Here is a 15,869-nt window from a genome sequence, read left to right on the forward strand (position 1 = left end):
CTTGCTATGCTCCAGATCAGCACCGGTTCTTCCCAGACCTGGGATATTGACTATCGTCCCAACGGTTCCACGCTCGTCAATGGGGAGGACTTTGCCTGGGATTTGGTTTCGCTGGGCAACGGACGCTACCACGTGTTGCACGAGGGCCGCTCCTACTCGGCCGAGCTGATCAGCGCCGATTACACGGCTAAAACCTTCGTGCTGAAGCTAAATGGTCAGCTACTGGAGCTGCAGGCCAAGGACCGTTTCGACTTGCTGCTCGACAAACTGGGCATGAGCAACGCGGCGGCCAGCAAAGTAAACGAGTTGAAAGCCCCCATGCCGGGCCTCATCGTGGCTATTCGGGTAGAAGCCGGGCAGCAAGTGCTGAAAGGCGACCCGCTGCTGGTGTTGGAGGCCATGAAAATGGAGAACATTCTGAAAGCCCCCGGCGACGGTACCATTGGCAGCATCAAGGTCACCCTGCGCGACAATGTTACCAAAGGTCAGGTGCTCATTCAATTCAGCTAAGATTTTAACCTGTTCGTTGATTGGCAGTATACGCTTGCAGGCTGCTTTACTCAGCCGGCATATCTGTTTGCAACCAACATTTCACGCTTAACCCCCCCACCTTTGAAGTACAACCGAATTCTGCTGAAACTGAGCGGTGAGGCCTTGATGGGCCAGCAGCAATATGGCATTGATGCGGTCCGCCTGATGCAATACGCCGAGGAAATCAAGACGGCAGCAGCTACCGGGACGCAGGTGGCCGTTGTCATTGGCGGGGGCAACATCTTCCGCGGAGTGCAGGCCGAAGCTTTCGGTCTCGACCGGGTGCAGGGCGACTATATGGGTATGCTGGCCACGGTTATCAACTCCATGGCCCTGCAAAGCGCCCTGGAAAAGCTCAACGTCAACACCCGGCTGCTGTCGGGCGTTACGATTCAGCGGGTGTGTGAGCCCTACATCCGTCGCCGGGCCCTGCGCCACCTGGAGAAAGGCCGCGTCGTCATCTTCGGGGCCGGCATTGGCTCCCCCTACTTCACCACCGACTCGGCCGCTTCGCTGCGGGCCATCGAAATCGAGGCCGACGTGGTGCTGAAAGGAACCCGCGTGGATGGCATTTATACCGCCGACCCGGAGAAAGACCCTACGGCCACGCGTTACCCGGAAATTACGTTTGATGAGGTGATGGAGAAGAACCTGAACGTAATGGATATGACGGCTTTCACGCTGTGTAAGGAGAATAACCTGCCCATCATCGTGTTCGATATGAACAAGGCTGGCAACTTGCAGCGCCTCATCGAAGGCGAAACTGTAGGTACCCGCGTGTCGATGCACGGTTCCAACGCCAAGCCCCTGGACGCAAAGCACAGCGCGCTCCAACCTACGATTACCACACCGACCGAGTAAGCGCAAGCTCTCGGCCCCTTCCCCGTCACTACTTTCATTCACCGTTTTACTATGGACGAAGAAATTCAGTTCTACCTCAGCGAAGCCGAAGAGTCAATGGCCAAGTCGCTGCAACATACCAGCCTTGAGATGAGCCGCATCCGGGCCGGTAAAGCGTCGCCCGCTATGCTCGATGGCCTGCGGGTTGATTACTACGGCACCCCGACGCCCGTTAGCCAGGTAGCCAACATCACCACTCCCGATGCGCGCACCATCTTTATCAAGCCCTGGGAAAAGAACATCATTGCGGAAGTAGCCAAGGCTATCAAGAACAGTGACCTGGGCCTGAACCCACAGTCGGATGCGGAAGGCGTGCGCCTGAACATCCCGCCCATGACGGAAGAGCGCCGCCGCGACCTGGTGAAGCAGGCCAAAACGGAATCAGAGTCCGGCAAAGTGCGCATCCGTGGCATCCGTAAGGACGTGAACGAATCGCTGCGCAAGCTTCTGAAGGATGGGGCCGCTGAAGACTCTATCAAAGACGCCGAAGCCAAAGTGCAGAAGGCTACCGACTCGTATATCAGCAAGGTCGATGACCTGTTGAGCAAGAAAGAGTCTGAAATCATGACTATTTGATTTCAAACATCATCAAAAAAGCCCCGCCAGGTATCTGACGGGGCTTTTTCGTTTTCAGGGGCTCTCAAACTCAGTGTAGCCTAGTGCCAGAAGCCCTTCTCCAGAATCCGGGCCTCTACGGCCTCGGGCACCAAGTATCGAATGGATTTATTGGTCCGGACACAGTCGCGGATAAACGTGGCGGAAATGTCCAGCAGCGGGGCATCGACTACCTGCACGCCCGGATGCGTATTCACGTCGGTAGCATCTACGCCCGGGCGCGGGTACACATACACGGCATGCTCTGCCAGAATCCGGTCGGCCTGCTTCCAGCGGGGCAAACCCGGTAGGTTGTCTTCACCCATGAGCAGCACGAAGCTATGATCGGGGTACTGCTGGCGCAGCTCGTCCAGCGTGTCGATGGTGTAGCTGGGCTTGGGCATGGCAAACTCAATATTCAGGGCCCGGAGCCGGTCGTTGTGCTGAATAGCCAGGCTGACTAGCTCAAACCGCTCCTCCTCCCCTAACATCTCCTGCCCTACTTTAAACGGGCTTTGGGGCGATACAACCAGCCACACCGCATCGAGGTCGGTGTGCGTAGCCATGAAATGCGCCAGTATTAAGTGGCCGGTATGAATGGGATTGAACGAGCCAAAGAGCAGCCCGACTTTAGGGGCTTGCTTCACAAAATGGCGGGCTCCATGGTAATAAAGTCGCGCACCAGTTTGGCTGCTTCTGCCGTGGCATGGTCGAGGTCGTCGTTTACCACGGTCACATCAAACCGATCCTCAAAGGTCAGCTCGAAATTAGCTTTGTACAGGCGGGCGGAAATACTGGATGCCGAATCGGTGGCGCGGGTGCGCAGGCGTTCCTCCAGGATTTCCAGGGATGGTGGCTTTACGAATACCGCTAAGGCACGGTCCTTGTAAAACTCCTTGATGCTAAGCCCGCCTTTTACGTCCACATCCAGAATGGCATGCTTGCCGCTTTCCCAAATCCGCTCAATCTCTGATTTGAGCGTGCCGTAGAAAGCGCCTTCGTATACCTCCTCCCACTCGACAAACTCGTCGTGACGAATTTTCTCCTGGAATTCCTGGACGGAAATGAAGTAATAGTCTTTTCCATTGGCTTCAGTGCGGCCGCGCTTGTCACGCGTGCAAGCCGAAATGGAAAAGCTCAGCTCCGGAATCTGGTCCATGAGCCGGTGGACGATAGTCGTTTTGCCAGCCCCGGAGGGAGCCGAAAATGCTATGATTTTACCCTGCATGGGGTAAAATTAGGCCATTTCTGCTTGAACGCGCGAGAGAATTGTTTGCGAAAGCGAAGATGGCACCCCTTTCCGGCCTACGTGCTGAGCCAGGAAGTCAATGAAAATCTGCTGCTTATCAATGCTATCAAAGCATGGCGAGCAGTCTTCGGCGTGGCTCACAAAGTATTCTTCGTCTTCCACGCTCGGCTCATGGCCTACGATGATTTGGTCGAGAATTGTATTCACGCGTTCACAATCGGCCCCTTCCACTTGAGAAGCAGCTTGCTGATTGGTTGATGTAGTAGCAGTGTTTTCCATAACCGAGCCCGGTGTAAAGTTTATTCGTTTTCGTCCTCAACATCAGAGCCATCGATATCGTTACCGTAGCCCATTGATTTTGCGTATTTTTCTAATTTCTCCTTCAAAAAATTGCGCGCCCGGTGCAGGCGGGAGCGGACAGTCCCGATCGGAATATCCAAAACTTTCGCCATTTCCTCATACGTGAAGCCTTCCAGGTCACAGAGGATAATGACGGTACGAAAGTCAACGGGCAGCGAGTTCAGGGCGCTGGCCACCTCATCGCCGATAAGGTCGCGCACGGCCTGCTGCCGCATGTCCGACGACGTGCTACCCGCGTCGCCTTCGGCCTCCACATCTTCCGTATTGTAGTAGCCCTCTATCTCGCTGTAGTCGACTTTAGCGGGCTGCTTGCTTTTCTTGCGGAAGTCGTTGATGAACGAATTTTTCAGGATGCGAAACAGCCAGGCTTTGGCGTTGGTTCCCTGCTCGAAGTACTCAAAGAAGCGATACGCCTTCAGATACGTCTCCTGCACGAGGTCATTGGCATCGTCCTCGTCGAGGGTCAGGCGAAAAGCAAAATTGTACAAGGAATCGAGCACGGGCATCAATTCCGCCTGGAAACGGCGGTCTTTTTCCTCTTTGCTCAACTTCGGAACCCGTTCGGGAGAATCGCTCATGGGCGCTAAAAGATTGCGGCTGCGTCAGGTGTGAGGTGGCAGTCGTGTAAACAAATGTACAGATTATACTAATCCGCTCAAGAAGGGTTTTGTTGGGCCATTTGGACTTCCCTTTCCGTGCTTACTACGAGAAACCCGTAGAGAAAAACGAAAAGGTTGAATCCAATCTGCACTTCCAACAAGGAATCGACCAGCATAGCCGCTCCCATAATCAATAAGAAATGCACTACGTACGGGTTCTGCCGCTGTGCGGGTTGCAGCAAGGGCGTGAGAAGCACCAGCAGCCAGAGAAACAGCCCGACAAAGCCACCCGCTACCAAGTAGTGCAGGTATTGGTTGTGAATCATGGCCCGGTTTTCGGGTTTAAGGCCGTAATCGTGCCAGTCGTACTCGCGCATCATGGCCTCATGAGCGTCGGCGGCCCCCACGCCTAGCCACGGGTTGCGGCCCGCAACATTCTGCGCGGTCTGCCAGGCCGCCAGCCGCTGCGAGAGGGAAGACGTGTTGATATCCTGCTTCAGGGTAAACTGTTCGATGTCGTAGAGCGACCCGCCCACCCGGCGCTGCACGGAAGGCAGGCTGCGGTAGGCTACCAGCGGAATAATAACCAGGCAGGCCAGTAGCACTAAGCCCATGGTGAACTGCCGCTTAAGCACCACAACCAGCACCGCATCGGCCAGCAGCGTGGCGTACAACGCCAGCAGCCCCGTGCGGTAGGCCAGCACGTGCAAGACGACCACTGCTACCACCACAGACAGGCGCAGCAGCCACCGCACCAGCACCGGCGCGGCCTTCTCGCGCTGAAGCAGGAAGCCAAAATACACGGCCAGCACCAGCATGATGCTGAAATGGATGTGGAAGATGCGGGTGACCGACGGAATATTCTGGCCCTGGTCAATGAGAAGGTTAGCCGGAGCGGGGTCCAGCAGGTACTTTCCCAGCGTGACGGCTCCAATCAGGGCAACCCCAACAGTGAAAAAGCAGCCCACGGTATAGCGCTGGGCACGTGTGAGCGGCACCGCCAGCGCGAAAATCAGCGGCACCCCGAGCAGTGGAAGTTGCCGGAACACCTCGTGCCGCCAAACTTCCCAGGCCGTAGTGTAGAGCCCACTAACCAGCAGCAGCGCATAAAGCAGGGCCAGGCGCAGGGCAGCGCCGTTGCGGAGCCAGCGCGGCACTGCCTGCCGAAGATTAGGATTAAGCAAAGCCGCTACTGCCCCAGCCACTGGGCTCAACGATACCAGAGCCCGCGCGGCAAATAGCCCGATGATGCCGGCAAGGCAGGCCACCACCAACAAATACTGCGACAGGCGCCCATCCTGATAAGCCCGACTGAAAGCACTCCCCGATGAGGATGGCATCATAGCATAGAATTGAAAGCTGCAATAACGTCAGGATTGGGCACAGGGCAACTGCTTCCAGCGCAGAACCCGGGCCGCTACCGTCACGGGCTCTATGGCCTTGATGCAGGTGCAGGCGGCGGGCATTTTCCGGCAGTCGGAACAGTCGGGACGGTCGAAAACCAGATATTCAGCGTGTGCCCCCAGGGGAGCCCAGCGGCCGGGGTGCGTGGGGCGCATAGGCGGGTAAAGGCCCAGGGCATGGCGCCCCAGTGCCGCTGCCAGGTGTAGGGGCCCAGTGCTGGCCGCTACCAGACCATCGGCCTGCTGAATAAAGCTGAGTAGCTGGGCCAGCGTGAGGCGCCCGGTCAGATTGCCGGCCAGAAAAGCCGCATGCGCGTGCAGCCAGGGAGCTAATTCTTCTCCTTCGGCGGCTGTACCGGTGATAAAGACTCGGTGCCCGGCCTGATGCAGCAGCCGTGCTAGCGTCCCGAAATGGTCGAGGCCCCACTCCCGGGCGCTGCCCCGGCTACGGGGATGCAGCACCACATTCAGCTGCCCGGCTTTGCGGGCCGCCAACAGAGCATGTACGTCAGCAGGCAGCTCGGCGGTGGCGCGCAACTGCACCAGTGGGGTAATCTCAGTCAGGGCAAGCTCGGTGGGCAGCCCCAGGGGCTGCAGCAGCTTCAGGTTGAGCTGAGCTTCGTGGAGCAACGAGTTGCGGCGGCTTAATGACACCAGCCGGTTGCAGGTAAGCCAGTGAATCCAGCGGTTGCGCGTTCCTACCCGGATAGGAATGCCGGCTTTCTGGGCTACCCGCGCCAGCAGCTTATTCGGAAAAACGTGCAGTATGGCTTCGGCCTTATACTGGCGCAGGGCCGCCACCTGACCGGCTTCCGGCAGCTTTATCAGCTCGTCATAGTTGAGAAAATCATCTACCCAGGGGCAGGCTTCGGCCACGGCCTGGGTGTAGGTGCGGCCCACGAGCACCACCCGGCAGCCGGGCACCAGTTGCTTGAGCTGACCACACACGGGCAGCGTCAGTACGACGTCGCCAATGGCATCGGTACGACTAACCAGAAAAGTCCTCATGCGGGCAGAGCAGCGGTGGCAGATTTGGTACGCAACTTGGCAAATTTCAGGAAAACGCCCCAGGCCGAAATTGTCGCTATGCACAAGCCGGCAAAGCCGTCCAGAAAGCCCAAGCGGAAGAAATAGCCGTGCACAAACTTCCAGACGGGCTTCAGCAGCAGGTGAAACAGCGTGACGCGGTACTTGCCGCGCAGAGTCAGCTCGGCGGCCGAAATACTGGTAAACCGGTTGAGCTGACTCACGTGCTGTTCCACGGAATGGTAAGAGTAGTGCAGCGCGTCGCCAGCCAAAGCGCCCACCGACTGCCCAGCCGCCACTTCGAACCGCTCGTGCAGGAGCAGCCCTTCCCACTGGCCAAGGCGCCGGTCGTAGAGGCGCAGCTTCCGGTCAGGATACCAGCCGCCGTGCCGCACCCAGGTTCCGCAGTAGTTGGTGAGACGGGCCAGCATGTAGCCCGCGTGCTGCCAGCTGCTCTTTACAGCCCTGATAGAGGCCCGCAGCTCGTTGGTCAGCACTTCGTCGGCATCGAGCTGGAGCACGTAGTCGTGGCGGGCCTGGGCGGTGGCGTAATTTTTCTGCTCGACGTAGCCGGCAAAGGCATGCTGCACTACCCGCGCCCCGTGCTGCCGGCAGATGGCAACGGTCTGGTCCGTGGAGAAAGAATCGACCACGAGAACTTCGTCGGCTATATCCCCTACTGCCGCCAGGCAGCGGCCAATGTTGGCTTCTTCATTGAAGGTGATGATGACGACGGAGAGGAGAATTGAAGGCATACGTGGAGCAAATATCGGCAGGAATACCGGGCAAGTTGTAGTTTTACTCAGGTACGGTCTTGCCGAGCCGACTACACTCTTCTTCTGCCATCATATGCGTTTAGCGTTTCGTTTGCTGGCCTTGTTGCTGCTGTTGGCAGTACCCGGTTTTAGTCAGAGCCAGTACTATTTGTACGGCAATGTGGCGGTTTTGCCCCGGCAGATAAATACCGTCAACCTGATTCATGTAAACTTCGACTCCAGTATCCGGAAAGGCGACACTATTGAGAAAGGCCAAAGAATAGGCACCACAAGCCTGACGCCCAAGGTGCGCTCGGCACGGTACGGACTCCAGATTCTGGATTCAGAAGCAGCTTACAAAAAGGGAGACTATGCCACGGCCGCCGCCGTGCTGGAAGATGCCGCGCAGCAAGAAGCCGATAATCCGTTTATCAGCTACCAGCTGGCCCGCGCCCTCTACAAAATGGACGCCAGCAAGCCCCGGGCGTACACGCTCTACCAACGGCTCATTACCCAGCTCGATAAGGCTGGCGAAACCAACGATTCGACCCTGAATGTGGATGTCTGGTTTGCTGAGGCCTATTGGAAACTGGGCACCCTGTACATGGATAATGCCCAGTGGCCAGAAGCTATTCTCAGCATTTCCCAGGGAATTATAGCGGCGCCCAAGGAGGATCTTGCCAATACTCCCTTGCAGGAAGAAATGCTGGCATACTTGACCGAGTGCTTCTACCATATCGGCGACCGGGCCATGTGCCAGCACTACGGGCAGCTTACCCTGAAGCTATTTCCGCAGAACCAGTACGTGAAACCATATCTGGCGCAGCTGCGCCGCACTGCCCCCCCGCAGGCACAAAAAAAGCCCGCCCGAAAAGCTTCGGGCGGGCTGCAAAAAAAGCGCTAGGCCGTTATTCCTAGTAGCGGTACAGGTCCGACTTGAACGGGCCCTGTACATCGACGCCGATGTACGAAGCCTGCTTGGGCTTCAGCTCGTCCAGCTCCACGCCGATTTTGGCGAGGTGCAGATACGCTACTTTCTCGTCGAGGTGCTTAGGCAGGGTGTACACCTTGTTTTCGTAGGCGGCCGAGTTCTGCCACAGCTCCAGCTGCGCGAGCGTCTGGTTGGTGAACGAGTTCGACATCACGAACGACGGGTGACCGGTGGCGCAGCCCAGGTTTACGAGACGGCCTTCAGCCAGAATGATTACTTCCTTGCCGTCGATGTTGTAGAGGTCCACCTGGGGCTTCACCGTGTCTTTGGTGTGGCCGTAGTTGTTGTTCAGCCAGGCCATGTCGATTTCATCGTCGAAGTGACCGATGTTGCAGACAATGGCCTTGTCCTTCAGGGCACGGAAGTGCTCCTCGGTGATGATGTCGCAGTTGCCGGTAGCCGTTACCACGATATCGGCTTCCTTGATGGCGTTGCTCATCTTCTTCACCGCGTAGCCGTCCATAGCGGCCTGCAAGGCGCAGATGGGGTCAATTTCGGTTACGATAACGCGGGCCCCGGCACCACGCAGCGAAGCGGCAGTACCTTTTCCTACGTCGCCATAGCCAGCTACTACGGCAATTTTGCCGGCCATCATCACGTCGGTAGCACGGCGGATAGCATCCACTGCCGACTCTTTGCAGCCGTACTTGTTATCGAACTTCGACTTGGTAACCGAGTCGTTGATGTTGAAGGCGGGCATGGGCAGCGAACCATTCTTCACGCGGTCCAGCAGGCGCAGTACACCGGTCGTGGTTTCTTCCGAAATGCCTTTGATACCGGCAGCCAACTCGGGGAAGCGGTCCAGCACCATGTTGGTCAGGTCGCCACCATCATCGAGAATCATGTTCAGGGGCTGACGATCTTCACCGAAATACAGCGTCTGCTCGATGCACCAGTTAAACTCTTCCTCGTTCATACCCTTCCAGGCATATACCGGGATGCCAGCGGCAGCAATAGCGGCGGCGGCGTGATCCTGGGTCGAGAAGATGTTGCAGGACGACCAGGTAACGTCGGCGCCCAGGGCGATAAGCGTTTCAATGAGAACCGCCGTTTGAATGGTCATGTGCAAGCAGCCGGCAATACGCGCGCCTTTCAGGGGCTGCGAAGCACCAAACTCTTCGCGCAAGGACATAAGACCCGGCATTTCGGCCTCAGCCAACCGGATTTCTTTGCGGCCCCATTCGGCCAGCGACATGTCCTTTACTTTGTACGGTACGTACGTTTTCGTCGTGGTTTCAACCATGATGCAGAAGATATTTGCGATTCAACTACAAAGGTAGCCAAAATGTTAGCGAAGCCAAGAAGCCTACCCCGACGGAGTAGGCTTCTTGGCTTCGCTAGCAGGGAGTTAAGCGAAAAAAGCGAGCTTAGTTATTCTCGATGAGAATAGCTTTCAACCGCTGAGCGTCGGGGATGCTGTTGTTTTTCACACCGCGCAGAACCACGGTGTAAATTTTGCCCGCGGCGTATGCCTTAGTCGCCGTGGAAGAATTGGTGCCGCCGGTGCCGTCACCCACCGAAGCCTCGGTGGTAGCCGTGGCGCCCGAGCCAATCGATACGGCCAGGTTGTAGGTGCCTGGGTTGATTTCCGTGAAGCCGGAAGCCGTGCTGAAGGCTACATTGGAGATAATATCGGTGGTGCCAATGGTGGGATTGGGTACCGACAGGCTTACCGAGTTTGGCGAGCCTACGCCGAGGTGTACCAACCGGATTTTGGCTTTGCCGGTAGCAGGAGCCGTCAAGTCGTCAGATACGGCCAGGCTGGCTACCGAGCCCAGCGCCGAGGTGGGCGAATAGGCAAAAACGGAGTAGCTCTTATCCTTCTCCACGGCCAGAGCCTGGGTCAGGGCCGTGGTGCCAGTAGTGGCATCGTTGATTTTGATGGACTGGGCACCGGCCACCACACTGGTGTAAGGCGAGTTGGTGCCGAAGGTGAGCGAGCCCACTTCTTTGTTATCGTTGGCGACAAACTTCACGGCGCCAGCAGAGGAAGCTGCCGCGTGCACGAAGAGTACTCGACCTTGGTCAGGCGTAGGCGTGACGGACTCGTCGTCTTTGCTGCAGCCGGCGAAGACCAGAGCAGCTGGTACTACTGCCAATAAAAAACGGCGCTGCAGGATGTTTACGATGGTTTTCATACGCTAGAAAAAAAGTAAGTGCGGTTTCAACTGCCGACAGAACGTAAGACCCGTTGTTTTTGTTGGATGGGGTAAGCAAAGTTTTTCCGGACGAATAGGATTATTTCCTCGACCAACGTCTTAGCTAGCTATTGCACAGTGTAGTACATTTGCATTCACGCCTATTCCTTCCTTGCAACATCCTATGTCTCTTCTTCGTCGTTCGGCGCTTGCGCTTTGCTTTTCGCTACCCGCTACCGCCGTTTTTGCCCAGCAGGCTCCCGCCAGCACAGCTCCCGTCATCCGGTTGAGCCCTGAAGATCAGGCCCGCGGGCTGAACGGGGCACAGCGCAATTTCTTCTTCACGACGGGAGAAAGCACGCGCGAGGAAGACTATATCAATGCCGGCTTTTTCGGGCAGCGGCTACGGCCTTACTTGGCGGGCAACCCGGAAGCTTTGGCCAACCTGAATGCTTATCGGGCGCAGAAGTGGCTGTACCTGGGTGAGCGGCTCACGTTTGTGGGCGCTGTGGCTTTCTACAGCCAGCAGGTACTCTCCAGCGACAGTGAGCATCAGTACTTTAAGGACACGCAGAAGGCAGCTATCGGAGTTGCCACGCTGAGCTTGCTGTCGAATATTTTTATTACCCGGCATACCAATGAGCGGTTTCAGCGCGCGGTATCGACCCACAACGCCGGGCTTTCCTCGGCGCACAACATGCTGCAGCGCCTCACCCCGACCGGCGTTGGGCTGGCGGCATCGGCAACTGGCCAGCCGCTGCTAGCTTTGCGCTGGAACGTGCGGTAAGCCGTTTGCGCTGTTTTCCCGTAATTACCTTTCATGAACTATCCGCTTGCTGCAGCGGCCCGGCAATACGTTGCCGACCATTTGCATGACGACCCCGCTCAACTGGCTTTGCAGGCCCGGCGCTATCCGGGCCTGCCGGTGCCGGACTTGGTGCGGCAAATCCAGGCCCGCCAGAAAGCCCGTACCAAGCTTCCGTCCTGGGCCGATAACCCCGACCTGATTTTCCCCCCGGCTTTATCCGTCGAGCAGGCTTCTTCGGCCCGCTCGGCGGCGTTTAAAGCCAGTTTGGTGCAGGGCCAGCGCCTGGTAGATCTGACCGGCGGCTTCGGGGTGGATGCCACGCACTTTGCCACCCAGATTCCGGAGGTGCACTACGTGGAGCGCGACCCGGCGCTGGTGGCGGTGGTGCAGTACAATCTGGCCCAGCTCGGCATTACCAACATCACCTGCCACGCCGACGACGCGCTGAGCTTCCTGAAAAGCACGCCCGATACGTTCGACTGGATTTATCTGGACCCAGCCCGTCGTAGCTCCGCCGACAAGAAGATTTACCGGCTGCAGGACTGCGAGCCGGATGTGCTGCGCATTCTGCCCCTGCTGCTGCACAAAGGCCGGCGCGTGCTGCTCAAGACCTCGCCGATGCTGGACATTGAGCAGGCATTGCTGGAGCTGAAGCAGGTGCGGCGCTTGTGGGTCGTGGCCGTCGATAATGAGTGCAAAGAGGTGCTTTACGAACTCGGCCCCGAGGCGGCCGTCGACCCGGAACGCTACACGGTGAATCTGCTGCGGAACGGGCAGCAGCAGGAATTCCGGCTGAACAAGGCCCGCGAAACCCGCGCCATTGCCCGCTACGCCGAAGCCCAGGGGTTCCTCTACGAGCCCAACGTGGCCATTCTCAAGGCCGGTGGGTTCAAGAGCGTAGGCACGGCCTTCGAGCTGCTCAAGCTGCACCAGCACAGCCACCTCTACACCTCCGACACGCTCCGGGCTGACTTCCCCGGCCGCATTTTCCGGATTGTGGCCACCGAGCGCTACGACCGGGACGCGCTGCGGGCCCATCTCGGCCCCGAAGCCCGCGCCCACGTCACAACCCGCAACTTCCCCGACTCGGTAGCTGATTTCCGCCACCGTACCGGTATCCGCGAAGGAGGCAATCTGTACATGTTTGCCACCACTGACTTGCAGGGCAGACTGGCGGTGCTGGTGTGCGAAAAGCTGTAACGATACAAGTGACTATAAACGGCTGTGGGGGAGCATTCCAGAACTTGGAATGCTCCCCCACAGCCGTTTATAGTCATTCCGAAATCCGGAACGGCACCTGACGGCCGTTTACCAGCATTCCCAAACACGGAATGGTGCCTGACGACCATCAGACGGCATTACGGATTTCGGAATACTGATAAATGGCGCGTTAGGCACTCATTATTCCACCCTCTCACCGTGCCGGGCTGGTCCAGGGGCTGCCTTTGAGACGAAAGCGCCAGGGTAGCGCGGCATCATCTCCGGCGTAGTCGATGCCGACGCGGGGGCTAGCAATGATTAGATCTTGCGCGATTGGCTCCTGGCGGTCCTCCATCCAAATCAGGTCGCCGGTTAGGTCGGTGCCGTAATGCTTGGTAGTAATGCCCAGGGCCTGGGTGAGCAGACCGGGGCCGCCGGTGAGGTTGCGGGCCGGTTGCGTGAGGCCCCGGCGCAGCAGCATTTCCGCAATACCTTCGGTGGGCTCCAGGCCCCGGATCAGGACGGCATCGGCCTTACCGGCTTCGTTGGTAATGATGTTGAAGAGTACGTAGCGACCATAAATCAGGTAGGTGTAGGCCACGCCGCCGGGCTCGTACATCACCTTGGTGCGGGCCGTATAGCGGCCCAGGTGCGAGTGGCAGGCCTGGTCGTTGAGGTGGGCGTAGGCCTCGGTTTCCACGATGCGCCCCCCGGTCAGCACGCCGTCGATGGTGGTGAGCAGGTACTTGCCGAGCAGGTCGCGGGCAATCTGCACGACGTCGGAGCCCTGGTAAAAGGCGAGGGGAAGTTTGGGCATACAACTACAGGAGCAAGGGCGGAAAGAGGTGCCGCGGGGCGCCGACTCCTGAGCCAAACGATTTCCCGACCCCGACGGTTAGGCCGCACTTCGCAAAAACGCCTTATCTTTGTCCCGTTATAGGTGGCCAGACCCTAATTGCGGGGCGCGGCTGAAAAGGGAATCCGGTTCAATTCCGGAGCTGTCCCCGCAACTGTACGCTTCTAGTATTGGTAGGCCACACGCTGCCACTGTTTCGCCGAAGGTTGTTCTACTAAGAACGGCCCGAGAAATGGGAAGGCGGTCTACCCGAAGCAAGCCAGGAGACCTGCCTATGCATTTCTTAGTGTTCAGCGCTTTCGGGTGAAAGGCGGAGAATGATGACAGTGGCGCCTGGCTTTGCGGGCTGCTATTCCCTGTTTTCAGGCTCGGCTTCGCGTTGGTTTTCCCAGCCGGGACGACGTACGTGAGGTTTTGAACCGAATTTTCCTCCACTGGAAGTTTGGTTCGGATGATTGTTTTTTACGGTTTGCGGCCGCTTCGGCTCCCGTTCCTTCGGTGGCGGCCAGCATTGCTGGTAGCGGCGGCAGCCTGGCCGGCCGCTACCCACGCCCAGCAGCCCGCCCCCGACTCGGCGAGCCAGCTCACGCGCATGCAGCAGCTGCCCGCAGTGCGGGTGCAGGGCACCAAGCCCGGCCGCTTTGCCGTCGGCAGCCACGTCACCACCATCGACTCGGTAGCACTGGCGCAGTACCGCAACGGCACGGTGGCAGATATTTTGTCGGCCCGCACGCCCATCTATATCAAGAATTACGGTCCGGGGCAGTTGGCCTCTATTTCCATCCGGGGCACCTCGGCCCGGCATACGGCCGTGCTCTGGAATGGGCTCAATATCAGCCTGCCATCATTGGGCGAGTCCGACTTTGCCCTTTTCCCGACCAGTGGCGCTACCCAGGTGCAAGTGCAGCACGGGCCCGCCAGCGCCTTGTATGGCAGCAGCGCCATTGGGGGCACGGTGCTGCTTTCGTCGCCGGCGCGGTGGGCAGCCGGTCCGCAGGTATCAGTGCAGACAGACGTGGGCAGCTTTGGGCTGGTGGCCAATAGCCTGGAGGGCAGCTTTAGCAACGAGAAGCTGGCCGTGCGCACGGCAGCTTCGCACCGCGCGGCCGACAACGACTTTCCCTACGAAGTGCGCGAGGCCACCGGGATGGTGCGGCGGCGCCAGGAAAACGCGGCCCTGCGCCAGTGGAGCCTCGCCCAGGACATCATGCTGCGTACCGGCCAGCACAGCGAGTGGCTGGCCGCGGCTTGGCTGACCGATGCGGACCGCCAGATTCAGCCTTCGACGGGCTCGGCCAACAGCCAGGCCACGCAGCACGACCAGAGCCGCCGCCTGCTGGCGGGCTACCGGCACGTGGCCGCCCGCCACGAGTCGGGGGTGCGGGTGGCGTGGTTTGAGGACGTGCTCAACTACCGCTCCGATGCCGTAACCAGCAACTCCCGGGTGCGCACCACCCAGGCTCAGGCCGAGCACACGTTCACCTTTCGGCCCACGATGAGCCTGCGGCTGGGAGCGGAAGCCCAGCACTTCAGCGGGCTGGTGGATGGGTATAAGGAACCCATTAACGAAAACCGGTACGCGGGCTTTGCTCTGCTGCGCTATGACCCGCGCCCCACGCTGCACCTGACGGCCAACTTCCGGCAGGCCGTGCTGCCCGGCCGCCGTGCCCCGCTGGCCCCTACACTAGGCGCCGAGTGGCAATTCTGGCAAACCGAAGCGCAAACTTTCTCGGCCAAGGCCACGGCCTCGCGCAGCTACCGCGCCCCCACGCTGAACGAGCGGTTCTGGCCCACCGGCGACCCAAATCTGGCCCCCGAATCGGGAGTTGGCTACGAGGCGGGCCTGACGCACGCGTGGCACCCGGCCACCGACCTGACGCTGAAGACGGAGCTGACTGCTTATCACCAGCTCGTGGATGACTGGGTGCAGTGGCTGCCCGACCGCCAGGGCCGCTACACGCCCAAAAACCTGCGCCAGGTGCGGGCCCAGGGTCTGGAATTCAGCTCCCGCCTTGAGTGGCAGCACCAGCGCTACCGCCTGCAGGCCAGGACCGAATACGCCTATACCCAGTCGCGGAAAGTGCGCGGCTACCTCGACGACCCCGACCCGCTGGGCCAGCAGCTGGCCTACGTGCCGCTGCACGCCGCCTCGTTCAGCACCGACCAGCACTGGCGGCACTGGCAGCTCTCGACGGTACTTACCTACACTGGCATGCGCTTTATCGATGCCACGGCCAGCAATCAGCTACCGGGCTACACGCTGCTCAACGCCACCGTGGGCCGCACGTTGCAGGTGGCCCCCACTTGGTCGGTAACGGTGCTGGCCCAGGGCTTCAACCTGACCAATCTGATTTACCAGAGCTATGAATACCGCGCCATGCCCCGCCGCTCCGGCAGCGTGAGTGTGCGCCTCAACTGGCACTAAGGCTACTTCCCGACACTCTTCACCTTACTCTTTT

At 58.9% G+C, this 15,869-nt stretch carries 17 protein-coding genes and 1 riboswitch; of the genes, 7 read left to right on the top strand and 10 right to left on the bottom strand.

Annotated features, from left to right (window positions below):
• Positions 1 to 6: 6 nt before the first annotated feature.
• The 3 genes from LGH70_RS01365 (at position 7) to frr (ending at position 2,007) form a co-directional block, all read left to right on the top strand.
• Complete coding sequence (locus LGH70_RS01365) at positions 7 to 510, top strand: acyl-CoA carboxylase biotin carboxyl carrier protein subunit (RefSeq protein ID WP_226181924.1); 504 nt, start codon at positions 7 to 9, stop codon at positions 508 to 510.
• Positions 511 to 612: 102 nt separating this feature from the next.
• Positions 613 to 1,392, top strand: coding sequence for a UMP kinase (gene pyrH / locus LGH70_RS01370; RefSeq protein ID WP_226181926.1), 780 nt, complete (start codon positions 613 to 615; stop codon positions 1,390 to 1,392).
• A gap of 51 nt (positions 1,393 to 1,443) precedes the next feature.
• On the top strand, positions 1,444 to 2,007 hold the full coding sequence (gene frr, locus LGH70_RS01375; protein WP_226181928.1) for a ribosome recycling factor: 564 nt from the start codon (positions 1,444 to 1,446) through the stop codon (positions 2,005 to 2,007).
• 80 nt (positions 2,008 to 2,087) lie between these two features.
• Here the strand turns inward: frr and nadD are convergent, their stop codons facing one another.
• The 7 genes from nadD to LGH70_RS01410 all read right to left on the bottom strand — a co-directional run bounded on the left by nadD (position 2,088) and on the right by LGH70_RS01410 (position 7,417).
• Positions 2,088 to 2,672, bottom strand: a complete 585-nt coding sequence (gene nadD / locus LGH70_RS01380) for a nicotinate (nicotinamide) nucleotide adenylyltransferase (RefSeq protein ID WP_226181930.1) — start codon at positions 2,670 to 2,672, stop codon at positions 2,088 to 2,090.
• Complete coding sequence (gene gmk / locus LGH70_RS01385; protein ID WP_226181932.1) at positions 2,669 to 3,253, bottom strand: guanylate kinase; 585 nt, start codon at positions 3,251 to 3,253, stop codon at positions 2,669 to 2,671. Before gmk ends, nadD begins: the two co-directional genes overlap by 4 nt.
• Before the next feature lie 9 nt (positions 3,254 to 3,262).
• Positions 3,263 to 3,553: a hypothetical protein gene (locus LGH70_RS01390; protein WP_226181934.1), complete on the bottom strand. Its 291-nt coding sequence runs from the start codon at positions 3,551 to 3,553 to the stop codon at positions 3,263 to 3,265.
• Positions 3,554 to 3,573: 20 nt separating this feature from the next.
• Positions 3,574 to 4,212: a sigma-70 family RNA polymerase sigma factor gene (locus LGH70_RS01395; protein WP_226181936.1), complete on the bottom strand. Its 639-nt coding sequence runs from the start codon at positions 4,210 to 4,212 to the stop codon at positions 3,574 to 3,576.
• Positions 4,213 to 4,289: 77 nt separating this feature from the next.
• Positions 4,290 to 5,576: an O-antigen ligase family protein gene (locus LGH70_RS01400; RefSeq protein ID WP_226181938.1), complete on the bottom strand. Its 1,287-nt coding sequence runs from the start codon at positions 5,574 to 5,576 to the stop codon at positions 4,290 to 4,292.
• Positions 5,577 to 5,603: 27 nt separating this feature from the next.
• Positions 5,604 to 6,644 carry a glycosyltransferase family 9 protein gene (locus tag LGH70_RS01405; protein ID WP_226181940.1) on the bottom strand — a complete coding sequence of 347 codons (1,041 nt, stop codon included), beginning with the start codon at positions 6,642 to 6,644 and terminating at the stop codon, positions 5,604 to 5,606.
• A complete protein-coding gene (locus tag LGH70_RS01410; protein WP_226181942.1) occupies positions 6,641 to 7,417 on the bottom strand; it encodes a glycosyltransferase family 2 protein in 777 nt (258 codons plus the stop codon). The genes LGH70_RS01405 and LGH70_RS01410 overlap by 4 nt, the downstream gene beginning before the upstream one ends.
• A 94-nt stretch (positions 7,418 to 7,511) precedes the next feature.
• On the opposite strand from LGH70_RS01410, the gene LGH70_RS01415 reads away from it, so the two are divergent.
• Entirely contained in the window at positions 7,512 to 8,321 is an 810-nt protein-coding gene (locus LGH70_RS01415) for a tetratricopeptide repeat protein (protein WP_226181944.1), read from the top strand.
• A 10-nt stretch (positions 8,322 to 8,331) separates the two neighbouring features.
• Here LGH70_RS01415 and ahcY read toward each other — a convergent pair whose 3' ends face one another.
• Together ahcY and LGH70_RS01425 are read right to left on the bottom strand one after the other, a co-directional pair.
• Positions 8,332 to 9,651 (bottom strand): adenosylhomocysteinase, encoded by a 1,320-nt coding sequence (gene ahcY / locus LGH70_RS01420; protein WP_226181946.1) that lies wholly within the window; start codon positions 9,649 to 9,651, stop codon positions 8,332 to 8,334.
• A 124-nt stretch (positions 9,652 to 9,775) separates the two neighbouring features.
• Positions 9,776 to 10,546, bottom strand: a complete 771-nt coding sequence (locus LGH70_RS01425; protein WP_226181948.1) for a DUF4397 domain-containing protein — start codon at positions 10,544 to 10,546, stop codon at positions 9,776 to 9,778.
• 184 nt (positions 10,547 to 10,730) lie between these two features.
• Here LGH70_RS01425 and LGH70_RS01430 point away from each other — a divergent pair, with 184 nt between their 5' ends.
• Positions 10,731 to 11,333 (top strand): hypothetical protein, encoded by a 603-nt coding sequence (locus LGH70_RS01430; RefSeq protein ID WP_226181950.1) that lies wholly within the window; start codon positions 10,731 to 10,733, stop codon positions 11,331 to 11,333.
• 33 nt (positions 11,334 to 11,366) lie between these two features.
• Positions 11,367 to 12,554: a class I SAM-dependent methyltransferase gene (locus LGH70_RS01435; protein ID WP_226181952.1), complete on the top strand. Its 1,188-nt coding sequence runs from the start codon at positions 11,367 to 11,369 to the stop codon at positions 12,552 to 12,554.
• A 214-nt stretch (positions 12,555 to 12,768) separates the two neighbouring features.
• Here LGH70_RS01435 and LGH70_RS01440 read toward each other — a convergent pair whose 3' ends face one another.
• Positions 12,769 to 13,371 (bottom strand): DNA-3-methyladenine glycosylase, encoded by a 603-nt coding sequence (locus LGH70_RS01440; protein ID WP_226181953.1) that lies wholly within the window; start codon positions 13,369 to 13,371, stop codon positions 12,769 to 12,771.
• 104 nt (positions 13,372 to 13,475) lie between these two features.
• A riboswitch (cobalamin riboswitch) is annotated at positions 13,476 to 13,700 on the top strand.
• 161 nt (positions 13,701 to 13,861) lie between these two features.
• Between LGH70_RS01440 and LGH70_RS01445 the strand changes: the two genes are divergently transcribed.
• The gene (locus LGH70_RS01445; RefSeq protein WP_226181955.1) at positions 13,862 to 15,835 is read left to right on the top strand and encodes a TonB-dependent receptor; all 1,974 of its coding nucleotides are present in this window, start codon (positions 13,862 to 13,864) and stop codon (positions 15,833 to 15,835) included.
• The last annotated feature ends 34 nt before the right edge of the window (positions 15,836 to 15,869 follow it).

The sequence above is a fragment of the Hymenobacter nitidus genome, assembly GCF_020447315.1.
GTDB lineage: Bacteria > Bacteroidota > Bacteroidia > Cytophagales > Hymenobacteraceae > Hymenobacter > Hymenobacter nitidus.